Annotated in this window: 17 protein-coding genes; 4 read left to right on the top strand and 13 right to left on the bottom strand. The window is 62.1% G+C overall.

Features of this window, described 5'->3' with window-relative positions:
• Positions 1 to 185 precede the first annotated feature (185 nt).
• The 3 genes from AC0L3X_RS25615 to AC0L3X_RS25625 are packed head-to-tail and all read right to left on the bottom strand — an operon-like array spanning position 186 to position 3,305.
• Positions 186 to 1,748: a DHA2 family efflux MFS transporter permease subunit gene (locus AC0L3X_RS25615; RefSeq protein ID WP_231143836.1), complete on the bottom strand. Its 1,563-nt coding sequence runs from the start codon at positions 1,746 to 1,748 to the stop codon at positions 186 to 188.
• Complete coding sequence (locus AC0L3X_RS25620; RefSeq protein WP_063980860.1) at positions 1,741 to 2,259, bottom strand: isoprenylcysteine carboxyl methyltransferase family protein; 519 nt, start codon at positions 2,257 to 2,259, stop codon at positions 1,741 to 1,743. The genes AC0L3X_RS25615 and AC0L3X_RS25620 overlap by 8 nt, the downstream gene beginning before the upstream one ends.
• Positions 2,256 to 3,305, bottom strand: a complete 1,050-nt coding sequence (locus tag AC0L3X_RS25625) for a type III polyketide synthase (protein ID WP_063986063.1) — start codon at positions 3,303 to 3,305, stop codon at positions 2,256 to 2,258. The genes AC0L3X_RS25620 and AC0L3X_RS25625 overlap by 4 nt, the downstream gene beginning before the upstream one ends.
• Positions 3,306 to 3,568: 263 nt before the next feature.
• On the opposite strand from AC0L3X_RS25625, the gene AC0L3X_RS25630 reads away from it, so the two are divergent.
• The gene (locus tag AC0L3X_RS25630) at positions 3,569 to 4,450 is read left to right on the top strand and encodes a PhzF family phenazine biosynthesis protein (RefSeq protein WP_063980861.1); all 882 of its coding nucleotides are present in this window, start codon (positions 3,569 to 3,571) and stop codon (positions 4,448 to 4,450) included.
• Between the two features lie 192 nt (positions 4,451 to 4,642).
• Here the strand turns inward: AC0L3X_RS25630 and AC0L3X_RS25635 are convergent, their stop codons facing one another.
• The gene (locus AC0L3X_RS25635; protein WP_028148917.1) at positions 4,643 to 4,954 is read right to left on the bottom strand and encodes an ArsR/SmtB family transcription factor; all 312 of its coding nucleotides are present in this window, start codon (positions 4,952 to 4,954) and stop codon (positions 4,643 to 4,645) included.
• Between the two features lie 95 nt (positions 4,955 to 5,049).
• Between AC0L3X_RS25635 and AC0L3X_RS25640 the strand changes: the two genes are divergently transcribed.
• A complete protein-coding gene (locus tag AC0L3X_RS25640; RefSeq protein WP_063986064.1) occupies positions 5,050 to 5,802 on the top strand; it encodes an SDR family NAD(P)-dependent oxidoreductase in 753 nt (250 codons plus the stop codon).
• 207 nt (positions 5,803 to 6,009) lie between these two features.
• Here AC0L3X_RS25640 and AC0L3X_RS25645 read toward each other — a convergent pair whose 3' ends face one another.
• The 5 genes from AC0L3X_RS25645 to AC0L3X_RS25665 form a co-directional block, all read right to left on the bottom strand.
• Positions 6,010 to 6,378, bottom strand: coding sequence for a hypothetical protein (locus tag AC0L3X_RS25645; protein ID WP_063980863.1), 369 nt, complete (start codon positions 6,376 to 6,378; stop codon positions 6,010 to 6,012).
• Positions 6,379 to 6,699: 321 nt separating this feature from the next.
• The gene (locus AC0L3X_RS25650) at positions 6,700 to 7,626 is read right to left on the bottom strand and encodes an MBL fold metallo-hydrolase (RefSeq protein ID WP_231143837.1); all 927 of its coding nucleotides are present in this window, start codon (positions 7,624 to 7,626) and stop codon (positions 6,700 to 6,702) included.
• Between the two features lie 53 nt (positions 7,627 to 7,679).
• Positions 7,680 to 8,405 (bottom strand): alpha/beta fold hydrolase, encoded by a 726-nt coding sequence (locus AC0L3X_RS25655; RefSeq protein WP_063980865.1) that lies wholly within the window; start codon positions 8,403 to 8,405, stop codon positions 7,680 to 7,682.
• A 113-nt stretch (positions 8,406 to 8,518) separates the two neighbouring features.
• Positions 8,519 to 8,815 (bottom strand): putative quinol monooxygenase, encoded by a 297-nt coding sequence (locus tag AC0L3X_RS25660; RefSeq protein WP_063980866.1) that lies wholly within the window; start codon positions 8,813 to 8,815, stop codon positions 8,519 to 8,521.
• Positions 8,816 to 9,408: 593 nt separating this feature from the next.
• Positions 9,409 to 10,512 (bottom strand): NADH:flavin oxidoreductase, encoded by a 1,104-nt coding sequence (locus AC0L3X_RS25665; protein WP_473316977.1) that lies wholly within the window; start codon positions 10,510 to 10,512, stop codon positions 9,409 to 9,411.
• Here AC0L3X_RS25665 and AC0L3X_RS25670 point away from each other — a divergent pair.
• Positions 10,421 to 11,527: a LysR family transcriptional regulator gene (locus AC0L3X_RS25670; RefSeq protein ID WP_231143839.1), complete on the top strand. Its 1,107-nt coding sequence runs from the start codon at positions 10,421 to 10,423 to the stop codon at positions 11,525 to 11,527. The two genes, AC0L3X_RS25665 and AC0L3X_RS25670, sit on opposite strands and share 92 nt — an antisense overlap.
• A gap of 72 nt (positions 11,528 to 11,599) precedes the next feature.
• On the opposite strand, the gene AC0L3X_RS25675 is transcribed toward AC0L3X_RS25670, so the two are convergent.
• Positions 11,600 to 12,109 (bottom strand): YkgB family protein, encoded by a 510-nt coding sequence (locus AC0L3X_RS25675; protein WP_063980869.1) that lies wholly within the window; start codon positions 12,107 to 12,109, stop codon positions 11,600 to 11,602.
• 45 nt (positions 12,110 to 12,154) lie between these two features.
• Positions 12,155 to 12,691 carry a carboxymuconolactone decarboxylase family protein gene (locus tag AC0L3X_RS25680; protein ID WP_063980870.1) on the bottom strand — a complete coding sequence of 179 codons (537 nt, stop codon included), beginning with the start codon at positions 12,689 to 12,691 and terminating at the stop codon, positions 12,155 to 12,157.
• Between the two features lie 130 nt (positions 12,692 to 12,821).
• Between AC0L3X_RS25680 and AC0L3X_RS25685 the strand changes: the two genes are divergently transcribed.
• A complete protein-coding gene (locus AC0L3X_RS25685) occupies positions 12,822 to 13,817 on the top strand; it encodes an AraC family transcriptional regulator (RefSeq protein WP_063980871.1) in 996 nt (331 codons plus the stop codon).
• A 29-nt stretch (positions 13,818 to 13,846) separates the two neighbouring features.
• Here AC0L3X_RS25685 and AC0L3X_RS25690 read toward each other — a convergent pair whose 3' ends face one another.
• Both AC0L3X_RS25690 and AC0L3X_RS25695 read right to left on the bottom strand, forming a co-directional pair.
• Complete coding sequence (locus AC0L3X_RS25690) at positions 13,847 to 14,164, bottom strand: hypothetical protein (protein WP_231143840.1); 318 nt, start codon at positions 14,162 to 14,164, stop codon at positions 13,847 to 13,849.
• A 111-nt stretch (positions 14,165 to 14,275) separates the two neighbouring features.
• Positions 14,276 to 15,196, bottom strand: coding sequence for a DUF427 domain-containing protein (locus AC0L3X_RS25695; protein ID WP_063980872.1), 921 nt, complete (start codon positions 15,194 to 15,196; stop codon positions 14,276 to 14,278).
• Positions 15,197 to 15,200: the final 4 nt, after the last annotated feature.

The raw sequence follows: 15,200 nt of genomic DNA on the forward strand, positions 1-15,200 counted from the left end.
CGGTTCCGATACGAAAATGGCCCGCATCACGCGGGCCATTTTTGTTTTGGTGGGGCGGGCGCCTACCGTCTCAGGTCACGACGAGTCCCTCGGTCAGTGCGGCCTTCCTCAGATAGGTAAGCGAACCACGCCGAACTTCGCCGGTTGGGCCGGGCGTCGCGGCAATTGCGATCTCTATTCACCACTCAATTGAGTGCGCCATCACCAGAATTCTCATCAGTGCCTTCCAGGGGACCGGCCGCGAACGGAATGAGCAACAGTCCGAGCAGCGCCACGCAAGCGAGGAGGGCCCAGGCTTCGTTGGCGCTGAGCGCGAACGCGGCCTTTTCGACCATGGGACGCAGATAGGCTTCAACCGTGGCATCGGAGACCTGCGGAGGGCGGTGGGTAAACAGCGTGACGTCAAGCCCGATCGCCTGAGCCGCAGTCACATCGCCCGCAATCAGGCGCTCGCGCAAAGCGTCGGCGTGCCCGCCGGTGCGCCCGTAAAGGATCGTATCGATCAGCGCGATGCCGATTGCGCCCCCAAGGTTTCGCATCAGGTTGAACAGGCCGCTTGCGTCGGGTACCCGTGATGCGGTCAGCGAACCCAACGCCAGCCGGGTCGGAGGCAGCAGGCAAAACATGATCGCAACGCCGCGCAAGACTTGCGGCCAGAACATTTCTTGAAAGTCGGCGACACGGCTCTCGAATGCACTGCAACCCAGCCCGATCGCGAACAGACCAAACCCCGCCGCCGACAACCAGCGGGGATCAAACCTGCTTTCCAGCAGGCCCGCAATCGGCGCGGTGGCAAGCTGCGCAACGCCGGTGACGAGCATGATCGTGCCGATTTCAAATGCGTCATGATGTCGAACATAGGCGAGGAAGACCGGCATGAGATAGACCGAGCCGAACAATCCAACTCCGAGGAAGAAGCTCAATGCGCAACCGATTGCAAACGAGCGCGATCTAAAGGTTGACAGTTCGACCACCGGATGCGCGGCCCTGAGTGTTCGGATGGCGAAGACGGTTGCCGCGGCAGCACTCAAGACGATCAGGATGGAGCAGAATGGAGAAAGCCACCCGCGTTGCGGGCCTTCCTTCAGACCGATCTCCAGGCATGCAAGCGAAACCGCAAGAAGTCCGAGAGACGGCACGTCGAGTGTAGCCAGATCAGAAAGCCGGGGTCGTTCGCGCGGCAGCAGCATTGGCGTGGCGAGTGCGGCGACCACCCCAGGAGCGACATTGATCAGAAACAGCCAATGCCAGGACCAGGTGTCGGTGATCCAGCCACCGACCACCGGCCCGACCGTGGGCGCCAGCACGGCCATGATGCCGGCCATGGTGGTGGCAACGGGATGCAAACGGATCGGAAACAGCAGAAAGACAGCGGAAAAAACCGCCGGAATCAGCACGCCGCCAGCGAAACCCTGAAGCACGCGGAAGCTGACAAGCGTCGTAAAACTGCTGCTGAATGCGCAGCCGATGGAGGCAAGGGTAAAGAGGCTGATCGCAATAACGAACAGCCATCGCAGCGTCAGAACGCGCGTAAGCCACCCGGTCAGTGGAATGGCGATGATCTCGGCGATCAGATACGCGGTTTGAATCCAGCTCATCGCCTCTCGCGATATGGCGAGTGTACTCTGGATCGTGGGTAGCGAAGTGGCGACGACCTGAATGTCGAGGATCGCCATGAACATGCCGAGGCACATCAGGACGAAGCCAAGCCACGTAGCTGCACTCGGCTCGGTAACCCGTTCAGTCATTATGCGCCACGCATAATGTCTCACGGGATGCGGCGAGGGCGAGGTTTTCGGCCCGTATGCGGATCGCGAGAACCGCGGCGTTGAGGATGGTGAAGACGATGGCCAGCAGCGGCAAACCCAGAACCAAAGGGAGCACGGCGATCTCGCCGGCAACCACGGCATAGTTGGGATGCGACAGAAATCGATAGGGTCCCGCTGACACGAGCGGCTGTTCGGGCAGAACAATAATCCGCGTCGTCCATCGTGAGCCGAGCGTCCAGATGATCCAGAAGCGAAGGCACTGAAGGATAAGATAGCCGGCCAGGGCAACGACATTCACCGGTTGGTCGCGGCCGAACACCCACAGCGACAACAGCCAGACGGCATGAACCGTGATGATCAACGGATAATGCCGGGGTGCCACCTCGACGGCGCCGCGGGCCAGGAGCTTTCGAGTGTTCGCGCGCGAAATGACGAGTTCGCCGACGCGCTGCAGCGTGATGGCGCCGAGAATGAGTTCAGCAAACGTCACGCAGTGTGCCGTAGCGTGACACAGCTCGCGGTGAAGCCGGGTCCGAGCGCCGTCAACAGTGAGCGCGCCGGCAGCCCTTTCGCGCGAGCCTGCTCAAGCACGAACAATACAGTGGGTGACGACATGTTACCAAAGTCGGCGATAATCTGTCGTTCATGGGAGAGCGTTCCTTGGTCGAGCGCGAGCGCGCCTTCCAATGCGCAGATAACTTTCGCGCCGCCGGGATGGCAGATGAAGCGGTCAATGTCTTCCACCGAAAGACGCATTCTGGAGAGAATTTCGGTCACGGCGGAGTTGAAATGCCTCGTGACGAAGTCAGGTATGGTGCGGCGAAAGATGACGCCGAATCCTTCCGGATCGACACTCCATCCCATGATGCCAAGCGTATCCGGCCAAAGGTGTTCGCCGGCAGCCTCGATCTGCGTCGCACCGCCATCGCCCGCGCGCAACACGATTGCAGCAGCACCGTCGCCAAACAGGCTGACGGCGACGATGTTGGCTTTGGTAAGTTCGTCCAGGCGAAGTGCGAGTGAGCAGAGCTCGATCGTGACCAGCAGCACGTTGGTGCCAGGGCGCGCTTGGGCGAGGCGCGACGCAATCGATAGACCAGAAACCCCGCCCGCACAGCCAAGACCAAACACCGGTACACGCATCGTATCGGACCGGAAGCCCATCCGGCGAGCAACGCGCGCCTCGAGACTTGGTGTCGCGATTCCCGTGGAAGAGACGGTCACGACAGTGTCGACATCGCCGCCAGCAAGTTGTGCGCTCGCCAGCGCCTTCTCGGCGACATCGACAAATAGCGCTTCAGCTCCCTCGAGAAAGGCCTCGGTGCGTTCGGGCCAGCCTCGTCGTTCGAGATACCAGTCGAACGGCTTGACGCCGTGACGCTTGACTATGCCGGTATTCGAGAAAATGCTTGAGAACCGTTCGAATTCGGGAAAGCGGGCGCCGAAGACATCCCATGCCGCCGTTAGCACGTCCTCTTGCAAAAACACGTGGGGAGGCACCGACGTCGCCAGGGAGACCAGCGCAGCCGGGGGCATCGGGGATCCTGGTGTTGCTGTCATCAGCATAAGAAACATCGGCGCGGTGCAAATATTTCGACGCTTGTAAGAAATGATCTAGCCGGACATGTCACTAAAACTTGAATAGCGTTACGACTTCCCAGGTTTGGATTCGACATGCAGAGGTTGTCACTTCCGCCCAGCGAGGCATTCGAGCGCCATCAGAATCTGACCATGGTCCATCAAACTGTTGCCAACGCGATCGTTGACGCCGTCGCGCACTCCATGAAGCGAGCTGTCCAATGACCGAGGTCGAGCTTGTCAACGTGTTCACCCACACGGGGCGCGGCGGCAACCCCTGTCCAATTGTCATCGATGCATCGAACCTGACTGCTGCAGGGATGCAGTCGGTGGCCCGGCGCTTCGGGCATGAGTCGGGCTTCGTCCTGCCGGCTCCCAGCGGCGACGCCGACTATGCCTTCCGGTTCTGGGTTCCGCGACACGAGATGGAGATGTGCGGTCACGCGACCATCGGCGCGCTCTGGGTCCTCGCGACCAAGGGGCGCTTGCCGGGCGAACAGGTCCGCATCGAGACGCGCAGCGGATCGGTGACGGGTTATGTCGATCGTGTGGACTCGGGCGAACCGTCCGTCGAGATCAGCCAGCCCGTCGGCAAGGTCGTTGATCTCTCGCGTGCCGAAGAGGAGGACGTTCTGTCGACGCTCAAGCTGTCGCGCCGCGATCTGCTGGATATGCCGGTGCAGAACGCCGTCACGTCGCGCGTGAAGACGCTCATCCCGATCAAGGGCGTCCGCGAGCTCAACGAGCTGGTGCCGGACCCGGCGCGGATCGAGGCGTGCTGCGGGCGGATCGGGTCCACCGGACTTTACCCCTACGCCATCGAACATCAGGGCGAACGGCGCTTCGAGGCGCGACAGTTTCCGCAGTCATCAGGCTACCCGGAAGATGCTGCCACCGGCATTGCCGCCGCGGCGCTCGCGTTCGGACTGCTCAAGAACGGCCTGGTCGAGCGCAACAGCGCGCGGATCACCATCATGCAGGGCCGGGCGATGGGGTCGTTGTCCGAGATCCGGGTGCGGCTCGGCTTCGCCGACAGCCGGCCTGTGGGGTGCCTGCTTGGAGGCTCCGTCACGCGCGCGGAGCAACATGTCTTGCAGCCCTAGCAGGTCGGCGCAGAGACGGCGCGCTAGACCTGGGCCTTCAGCGCTGTAGCCAGAAGATCGATCATGGCGCGAACGCCGGGCAACACGCCGCGCCGGGACGGAAGCTCGGGCCATTTTTGTTTTGGGATACGCCCGGTGGAAACATCAGTGGATACCTTGCGCGCTCCACAAATCTGTCGTGCGCGAATGCCCTCAGTCCGGAAAGCTCAGGATCATTTTCAGCAGCTTTGGAAACCGCGCGTTGATATCCTCTTCGCGCAAAACGTTGCGGTGCTGGACGCCTTGCTTTGACGTCCGGATCAGGCCGGCCTCCCGCAGGATCCGAAAATGGTTCGACAGGGTCGACTTCGCCATGTCAGGGCAAGGCGCCGCCTCGGTGCACGACATGCAATCGTTTTGCGCGGCCAGGCTTTTGACGATGCGCAGCCGCATTGGATCCGCGAGAGCTCCAAGCACCCCGGCGAGTGTAATCTCGTCCCGCGATGGGTGAACGAACTGCACCATGCTCAAAATATAGCACGTCCCTTGAATTCATTCAATAGTTCACTAGTATTGAACTATTGAATATCGGCATCCCGCCGAACAACGGAAGACATGCGATGACCAAGAGACTCGAAGGCAAAGTTGCGCTCGTGACCGGCGCATCCAAAGGCATTGGCGCCGAAATCTCCGCCCGGCTTGCGGCTGAGGGTGCGGCGGTTGCCGTCAATTACAGCGCCAGCAAAGAGGCCGCCGACCGCGTGGTCGCCGCCATCATCGCCAAGGGTGGCAAAGCCGTCGCCGTGCACGGCAACCTGGCCGATGCCAAAAACGTGAAAAGCGTCGTCGCGGAGACCGTGAAGGCGTTCGGTGCGATCGACATCCTCGTCAACAATGCGGGCATCTACGAGTTCGCGCCGCTCGAGGCCATCACGCCTGAGCATTTCCACAAGCATTTCGACCTCAATGTGCTCGGGCTTCTGTTGATCTCGGGGGAAGCGGTGCAGCACTTCAATCCCAATGGGGGCAGCATCATCAACATCAGCTCGGGCGTATCGACCATCGCGCCGGCGAACACCGCCGTTTACACTGCGACCAAAGCCTCGGTGGATGCGATCTCCTCCGTGCTGTCGAAGGAACTCGCGCCGCGCAAGATCCGCGTCAACGCCGTCAATCCGGGCATGATCGCCACCGAAGGCGTCGTGTCCGCCGGCCTGCACGAGGGCGACATGCGCAACTGGATCGAATCCACCACCCCGCTTGGCCGCATCGGCAAGGTTGAGGAGATCGCTGCCGCGGTGGCTTTCTTCGCTTCGGACGAAGCGTCCTACGTCACGGGCGAGACACTCCACGTCACCGGCGGCCTTCGCTGACGCGTGACGTACCCTGGCGGCCCGACATCGCTGAAGGGCGTCGTCCCGGCATGGTCGGTGGTGGTGTATCCCGCAACCAGGTTCGGACTTTACCGGTCCCGATGAGAAAATGGCTCGCATCAAGCGAGCCATTTTTATTCTGCGGGTGAGAGTCCTGATGTCACCGCGAGCCACGCAGTGAGCCAGCGGTGCCGTCGGATCCGAGCTTTACGGCTTGTCGTCGGCCTCTTCGCTTTCCGAAAGCGCCCGATAGCGCACGAGATCGGGATCACCATCCATGTAGAGCCCAATGAAGCCCCGATAGCCGAAGTCGTCGCGGAGAAGCACGAGCAGCCGATCCAGATCCTTGTAGGTACGATCTTCCTTGTCGCCCCAGGTTCGCAGCGGCAGGAATTCGCGTCGCCAGCTCGGCCGAACATAGGCCAGGTGCTCCGCCATACCCTCGATCGTCTTGGTGATGATGAGGACATTGCGCAGGTGCCCGCCATTTTGCAGCTCCTGCTTGATTTCCCCTTCCTGTAACCCTTTCGCCAAGGGTCGCTCCCGCAAATTGATCGCCCAAAGGACGAAGACCACAACGGGGGCAGACTTCCTTGCACCGACCAATCCGCAGTCGCTTTCCGACGTGCGGTCCGGAAGATTCGGACCGAGTCGAACTGCTCCATGGCGAAAGCTGCCTCCGACCCTGTGTCTATCAGCGAAAGGGGTTGCCTTGCGAGCCGGCAATGAGGTGACGCGCACAGCAAGCGCTTCGATCGCTGCTGCATTCACACGTCGGCGGCATCGACGTTCTCCCGGCGATGCGAACGAAAAATCGATGTAACATCAGCTACATCGATAGGGTTGCGAACGCGACGAGATGCTCCAGGCTCGCGGTCGACCCCGATGCATCTTCCTCTAGGCCACTCCGCCACCCGGCTCTTGCAGGTGGCGGAAGGCGGCGGGCACGTTGACGGAGTTGTGCGCCCAATCGAACAGGCTGTACTCGCCGTAGTGCGCCATGGCGACCGCCTCGAGCGTGGCCTCGATCGATCGACCTTCTGCGATCGCCGTGCGCACGGCGCTGTCGAGCTCGCGAAGATAGCGAAGCGGGAATTCGATGTCCGCGGGACGCATCGGCCGGCCGTGGCCTGGAATGATGGTTGCGTCTTCCGGCAGGAAGTCGCGCACGCGCGCAAGGGTCGTCATCGTCTCCTTGTGCCGCCCTTCGAGGAGCCACGGAAGCGCCGGAGACGGTGCTTGGATCATGTTACCGACCCAAAGCACCTTCGCGTCTGGCGCCCATATGACCAAATCGCCTGGCGTCTGCGCGAACCCAAAGTGACGGACCTCGACGATGCGGCTGCCCAGATCGACGCTGATCATGTCGGGGACGGTGATGTCAGCGGCGCGTGCCTGCACGCGTTCGATGCCCTTCCCCTTACCCATGAGGCTGATCATGAAACGGCGATCGTCCTCGAAGCTTTCTTCCATGTAGCGCTTGGTCGCCGGATGCTGAATCACGACAGTGCTGTCGGGAAACAGGTAATTCCCGTAGGCGTGGTCGCCATGATAGCTGGTGTTGACGAGGAAGCGGATCGGCTTCGACGTCACTTGCCGTACGAGCCCGATAAGCTGCGAGGCGAGATCGCCATTCAGCATTGACTCGACGACGAGTACGCTGCGTTCGCCGATCACGAAGCCGGCCGTGGTGGCGACGTGGTCTTTCTCGAACACGTCGTCAGGCATGACCGCGAAAACGCCGGGGGCCAGTTCGTTCGATGTGAGGTTCACCCGAGCCGCATCCCAGGGCGGCGCTGCTTCTTGCTCACCGTCCTGCGTCATCGGATGGGCCTCCTGTTTGAATGATGCCAGACAACCGCCCTTTGCGGACGCCGTTACTTCGCTGCTGCGCGGGCGGCCTGTTCGATTGCGTCGGCCACGACTTCAGGGTTGGAGACGGGGACGGCGTGCGAAGCGTTCACCTCGATGACGGTGGAGTGGGCGCGATCGGCTTCGAACTTGTATTCATCGACCGGAATGGCGCGATCCTGCAGCGGCCTGACTTGCCAGCTCGGCTTGCTCGTCCATGCCGCGGATGTCAGCGGTTCGGTTAGGGCCGCCAGGTTCATGGGGCGTTGGCCGGCGAGCATCAGGGCGGCCACGCTCGCGGGCACGTCGGCGGCAACGTTGCTGTGAAACTTGTCGGGCTGGTAGAGGAGATACGTGCCGCTGGTACCGTCGGGCAGGGTGTAAGTGGTCGGCTCGACGGACGTGGGGAATGTGCTGCCGGGGTACCGTTCGAGCAAATGGGTTGCGGCCTCTCCGACCGCGGGCATGATGGAGGCCGCGTAGACAAGGCCCTTGACCTTGGGGTCGTCCCCGGCCTGCGTGATGACGGCCCCGCCATAGGAGTGGGCCGCCAGGATCACGGGCCCCTGGATCTTGTCCAACAGGCTGCGCAGGTACGCGGTGTCGATTGCCGGGCCCAGCAGCGGATTGCCGAAGGCGACGACCGGGTAGCCGTCGCGCTGCAGCCTCTCAATCACTCCATTCCAGATCGACGCGTCTTCGAAGGCCCCGTGCACAAGGACGACAGTGGGCTTGGGCGATTCCTGGTTCATCGTGAGTCCTTTTTCAGGAGAATTAGGGGGAGGTCGCTTCGCTGAAGTGTTCGTTAAGTCGCGTCGCCCAAGCTCATCATCTGCCTTGCAACGAAGAGCCTCGGTAAGACGCTCTATTTCTGGGCGATGACGTGAAGCCGGTGCACCTTGGGAGCTTCGGAAAACAGCTCGCCTGCCTTCGCGAACAGCGCCTTTGCAAGTTCGCCGTTCAAATGCGCGTCTCGTCCAACTTCGTCATTGAACGTGTCGATGATTCCGTAGCGTCCCGGCTCCTCTTCCTTGAGCCCGTACCACGCCGCTATTCCGGCCTCTGCCTTCGCCATCGCGGCGCCCTGCTTCAGGAAAGCTTCGACTTCCGCTTCCTTGCCCCGATTGGCTTTCAACTCGACGAAGAAGGCGAACTTGGCCATGCCATTGATCCTTTCGGTTGCATCCGACTATTGTGCGTCTCTATATAAAATGCGTTTTTATAAAAACACATCAAAGAACGCGTGGGATTGGTTCGCTTTGTCGTGATCGAAGAAAATAATATAGCCGCGTAATTTCAGATACTTGGTGCAAGTCATATTTTCGATAGCGAGTCGTCATCCAGAATGAATTTGAAAATTCATAAGAACTGTATCAGAAGTCTTTTTATGAAATCACCGGTGGTCTCGACCATCACGGCCTTGCCGTCTTCACGGGTCGTGCGGTGAGATGAGCGGTGCCGAAGCGATGATGAGATCGTTGCGGTCACACCCCCGACGACGACTTAGGACCTGCTCGGAGCCTTACCGAGAGGTGGAAGCAAGTGTTGCGCGGTGTGAGGCGATAGCTGCTCGATGGCCGCTCGAAGGTGGGCCGCAGCCTTCGAATGCTCGGGCCCATCGAGCATGCGCAATGCTTCCAGCATGAGCGACAACGCCACCGAGGCATCGGAGATCGCGTCCGTCATGATCGTTCCTTTCGATGCGTGCACGATCTTCAGAGCGTCGGCCCTCGGCATCGACGTCGCGGGACGCGCTCACATCATCAGTTCGGTGTCCTTGATGTCGGCGATGGGGCCGAGGATCGCAGGGTCAAATTCATCCAGAGAGCTGCGGTCCAACAGACGCTTGGGCAGGTCGGGGTTCGCCAAGGCCCCGCGGCCTATCGTGACGACATCGGCGCCATCGTCGAGCGCAGCCACCGCCTGCTCGATGTTGTGCAGGCTGCCATTGGCGAAAATCGTCGCTTTGGGGGCGTAGCGCTTGGCGAGGCGCATCAATGACGGGCCGTCCTCGGCGAAAGCAGGCTTCCACGCCTCAAACTCGGTCACATGGACGAAGTCGGCGCCGGCATCGCCGAGGCTGCCGAAGATGATTTCGGCGTCACGCTCCGCACCCGCCCATTTGTGATGATAGTCGTTCACATTGCCTTGCGAGATACGGACGCCGACCGGCACCGCGCTCCCGACCTTCGCGCGCACCGCCTTGAAGGTTTCCACGATTAGCCGCACGCGGTTCTCCGTGGCGCCGCCCCAGCGATCGGTTCTGCTGTTGGCGTAGTCGGTCAGGAACTGGTCGAGCAAGTAGCCGTTGGCGCCGTGAATCTCGATGGCGTCGAACCCGGCGACCTGGATCGCTCGCGCAGCCGAGCCCGCGAAGCCGGCGATGGCGTCGGCGATCTGCTCTTCCGTGATGGCTGCCGGCAGTACGTAGCGGTCCTTTCCGTGATAGAATGTCATCTGCTCGCCCTTTGGCTGAATGGCAGACGGGCCCACCGTGCTGTCGCGAAAGCGATTGCCTTGACTGATCGCTCCCGCATGCATCATCTGGGCAATGGCCACCGCTCCGTGCGACTTGATGCCGTTGACGACCGGCTTCCAGGCCATGGCCTGCACTTCGTCGGTCATGCCGGGCTGATGGACGTAGCCCTGCGAGAACGCCTGGTCTGTGTAGATGCCTTCGGTGATGATCGTTCCAAACCCGCCTCGCGCGAACCGCTCGTAGTATCGCGTCATGGTTTCGGTGGCCCGGCCGTCCTGGGTCGCCGTGATGCGCGTCATTGGCGCAACAGCAAGACGGTTCTTCGCGGTACGGCCGTTTATATCGATCGGCGTGAAAAGCGCCTTCGCTTCGCTGTCCATCATTTTTGAATCTCCAGAGCCTTTACCTTCGGGAGTGGCCTCCCTTGCTGGAGATCGATTTAAATCTCGCCGTGAGCCGACAGAAGCCCGGCTGGAAGCTAAGCACTTTATCGATTATCGTTATAAAATGGATTTCGCGGATGTGGCCCTGTTTCGCAGCATCGTGACCGCCGGCAGCCTGTCCGCTGCGGCGCGAGAGATGGGCACGACGCCAATGTTGGTCAGTCGAAGGCTCGCAGCGCTCGAAGCCGAGCTGGGCGCACGCCTGTTTCATCGGACGACGCGCTCGCTATCGCTCACCCCTGAGGGCGAGGCCTTTTTGCCTCACGCCGCCGCCCTGATAGCCGCCCGCGATTCAGCATTCGAGTCCGTGTCGTCCGCCGGCTCGGGGCTCTCAGGTGTGCTCAAGGTCACCGCGCCGAACGTCATCGGCCATGCGGTCATCGTACCCGTCGTGGCCAAGCTGATCGCGGACAACCCGGCGCTTCGGGTCAATCTTGTCCTGAGCGACGATCGCGTCGACATCGCTTCGGTGGGTCTCGACGTTGCGATCCGCGTGGCGCCGATGAAGCCTTCCGACATGATCGCGACAAGACTCGCCGACAATCCCTACATCCTCTGCGCATCGCCAGCCTATATCGCTCGCTTCGGCGAGCCGGCAACGCTGGGCGATCTGGTGAGCCACCCCTGCATCAAGCTTCATGCGATGGAGACCTGGCCGTTCGTACGTGGAGGCGAATTGGAGCAGATCCGGATCGCCGGCCCGCTGTCGGCCAGCACAGTCGACGCTGTTCGAGCGGCTTGTCTTGCGGGCGTGGGGGTCGCCATGATGACCTATTGGGATGTTTACGAGCAGATTGAACGCGGAGAGTTGAAGCGCATCGTTCTGGCGGATGCCGCGCCGGTTGAGCTTGGGATATGGGCGGTTTTCCTGACTCGCGCGCAAATGCCCGTCCGGGTAAGAGCGTTCATTGATGCTCTGCGAAAACGGCTGCTTGCGGGCACACTGCCGTGATCGTCGCGACGTGCAATCGCCGGCGAGCGGGAAAGCTCGCCGGCGACGCGTCGCTGGGCAGAATGCCACCTGTTACCGCGTCAGGCGAACCAGATCCTGCCTTAGCAGATAGAAGGAGACCGCGAGCAGCACGACGTCCTTCATCAGGAAGGGCACGTTGCCCGTCATCGCGGGGAAGCCTCCCGCGGCGACGTCCCAGCCCTCCGGCATGAAGGGAATGATGGTGACGGTCGCGATGAAGGTGCCGGTCGAGCCGAGGGCGCCGAGCACACCAAGCCGGTGGCTCCAGAAGCCCGAGAGCAGCAGCGCGCCGAAGGTCCATTCAGAAACGCCGAGGAAATAGCTGGCGCCGGCATGGCCGAACACGGGATAGAGCCACCAGATCAACGGGCCGTTGCTGATGAACGGGACCAACCGTTCGAACTCGTACGGAAACCACTTCTGGTAACCGAAGAAGAAGAACATGATCACCATCGAGGCGCGGACGACATGGTAGTCGAGATCTTCCGCGAGCAGGCCGGATCCCTGCAGGGCGCGGACGAGAGGATTTTGGGCGGTGTGGGTGTTGGCAAGCGTGGTCATGGTCGTGATCCCTGATGTGAGATGAGCGACGTGGCGGCCGTCGCGTTAGGCGACCGCCGGGAAGTCGATCTCGGTATCGTTGATGCGGTTGAAGACGTTGGTGAACACGGTGGTGGCAAAGGCGAGGCTGATGTCGACGAGCTGCGCGTCGCTGTAGCCGGCGGCCTTGATCGCGACGAAATCCTTGTGGCTGACGGTGCCGCTGGTGCGCGCAAGCTTGTCGACGAAAGCGACCAGCGCATCGCGCTGGGCATCACCGGTGGGCCGGCCATCGCGGATCTGCTTCACAATCTCCGGCGCCAGGCCGACGAGCTTTGCGAGATGGCTGTGGGCGGCGACACAATAGTCACAGCCGGCGGCTTCGCTGATGACGAGCTTGATGATCTCCTTGTCGGACTTGGTCAGTCCGCCGGAGGCGAGCACAGTGTCGGCAGCGAGCACGGCCTTGAGCGCAGCGGGGCCATGGGCGGCGATGGCCGCAAAGGTGTTCGGCACGCTGCCGATCGCCTTCTTGATCTGGGCATAGACCTGGCCGGAGGGGCCGGCGTCAGTTTCGAGGTTCGGGACGGAAAGTCGGGACATGATGGCACTCCGTGTTGGGGTGGTGAACGATTGCGGAGTGACAGTAGGGTCGTGGCATGAGATGTTGAATGCTTGATATGCTTGTATATATGCTCAATCGTCTCAAATGACATACCGAGAGAGGAATACGATGGATTGGCTGAGCCGGCTGTTCGAGATGATGCCGGTGCGCGGCCGTCTGGACCTGCGCTGCTCCTACGGCGCGCCCTGGCGGATCGAGCAGGGGCCGGGCGAGGTCAACGAGATCCCGTACCATGCGGTGCTCGCAGGCTCGGCGGTGCTGGACGATCCGGCGGGAGGCCGGCCGTTGCTACTGGAGGCCGGCGACATTCTGCTGCTGCCGCGCAACCCCCGGCACGTGATGCACGACGGCAGCGGAGCTGCGCCGCTGAAGGCCCGCAACCGCGCCTCACTCAACTTCACGATCAGCGAGAATCCCGGCTCGGACGCGCGGCTCGATCTGCTGTGCGGACATTTTTCGATCGCCCCGCCGCACGACCGGCTGCTGCGCAACTATCTGCCGCCGGTGCTGATCGTGAGGGCCGGCGCGCAGGCCGGAGAGCGGGATACGGCGGGGCAGCTCGCAGGCCTCGTTGCCTTGATGCGCGGCGAGACCGCAGACGATCAGCTGGGTGGCCGCGCGATGCTGAACGCGTTGTCGACGGCGATGTTCGCGCTCGTACTGCGCCTCGCCAGCGAGACCGGGGACGCGCCACGCGGGCTGCTTGCGCTCGCAGGTCACCCGCGCCTCGCGCCGGTCGTCGCGGCCATGTTCAATGCGCCCGCGCGCGCATGGACGCTGCCCGAGCTCGCGCAGCTCGCCAACATGTCGCGTGCGACACTCGCCCGTCAATTCCAGGAGAAGGTCGGACGTTCGCCGAGCGAGCTGCTGACCGACATCCGCATGACGCTGGCAACGAACGAACTGAGGAAATCCTCGCTCTCGACCGGAGCGGTGGCTGAAGCGGTCGGATATCTGTCCGAGGCGGCATTCCAGCGGGCTTTCAAGAGCCACATGGGCATCACTCCCGCGCAATGGCGAAAGGCTGCGCAGTCGCCTGCGACGATTGACGAGCTGGAGCTGGCGAAGAGCGCCGAGGCGGCATCGGGTGTCGAGAATGCCTAGGCCGGCGCGCGTGAGGTGGCCGGGCTAGCTCAACATCCGCGGCAGATGATGAGCTTGCGATCCAGCATCTGATCGCGCTGCTGCTGCTCGCGCTCCCAGGCCGACAGGGCATCTGATTGAGGCGCGTCGGCCCGGCTCGGCTGACGGTGGCCGACCGGAGCGAGCCAGGGCAGGCGCGACGTCGGCTCGACCGAGGCGAAACGCGCGGCGGCCCGCGACGGCAGATCGGGGAGGACGTCGCGAGAGCTGTTCCGGTCGGAAGCATGTGCGGGCGACAGCAGGCCGATCAGGAGAAGGCCCGCAAAAGTGGAGCGGATCGAGCGTGTCTGGTTCGAACGATGGGACATTGTGGCGCTCCCGTAGCGGAGGCTCGGGATGAGCGGCTCCGTTGAGGGCCACAATAGTCGTGGACGCGAAAGGCTGAATGCTGCGCGATCTCGAAGATATGCTCGTTCGTCTCACGAGCGTCGATGGAGGGGACTGGTTGCAGCTTCAGCGGGCTGGCCACCAGGCGTTGGCTCGGCGACCACCTCGGCGATGTCAAGATTACGATCGGGGCCGTGTGGAACCACTAATTGGCCGGGTTCGAGACGCAGCTGCGTGCCATCGAGATGGACCGTCACGATGTCCGGCTCGAACGATACAAAACTGGAGATGCGCCGGACTTCGGGATAGGCGTCGGGATACGACCATGCCGCCTGGCGCGCGTCTCCGATGGAGTAATAGCTGCAGAGGCCCTTGTACGGGCAGAAGGTCTGGAGCTTGACCGGAGTGAGGGCAGACTCATCGATGTCGGCACGAGGAACATACCAACGCGGTGCAAAGCCGGACTCATAAAGGACCAGCGGCCGCCTTGTATCGGCTATGACCTGGCCCTGGTGGTTGACCACCAGGTTACGAGAGGTCTGGCGGATGTCGATGCGGTGATAGGGATCGGCGGCATGGCCCACGATGCGTTCGTCTTCCTCGTAGAAGGCATCCATGGCCCGCCAGGCAAAAGCGATCAGACCCTGCAAATCGCCTGCATGGGCGGGCAGGTCGGTGTGCCGCCATGCTCCGCGCGCCGCGATGTGTTGCTCGTCGACCCGAACGCTGTACCAGGACGTCGGCCCAAGATCGGCGTGTTGAGTGATGTGCTCGGTGGGTTCCAGCACATGTGGGGAAACATCGGCCTCCGGGAAATAGGCGACGGGATAACGGCCCGGTTCGAAAAGCAGGAGCACCCGCTCGCTATCGGCGATCCAGCTTCCCCCAAAGCGCACGCGGATGCGGCGGCGTAACGGTTCGACGTACAGGAGTCGCTTGGGCAGCGGCTCGGGGACGAGAAAGCGGCCGATTGCTCCCGTTGAAAGCGGGCCTTGTTGCCAGGACAGTCCCAATTGA

It is taken from the genome of Bradyrhizobium sp. MI1.7 (genome assembly GCF_055811795.1).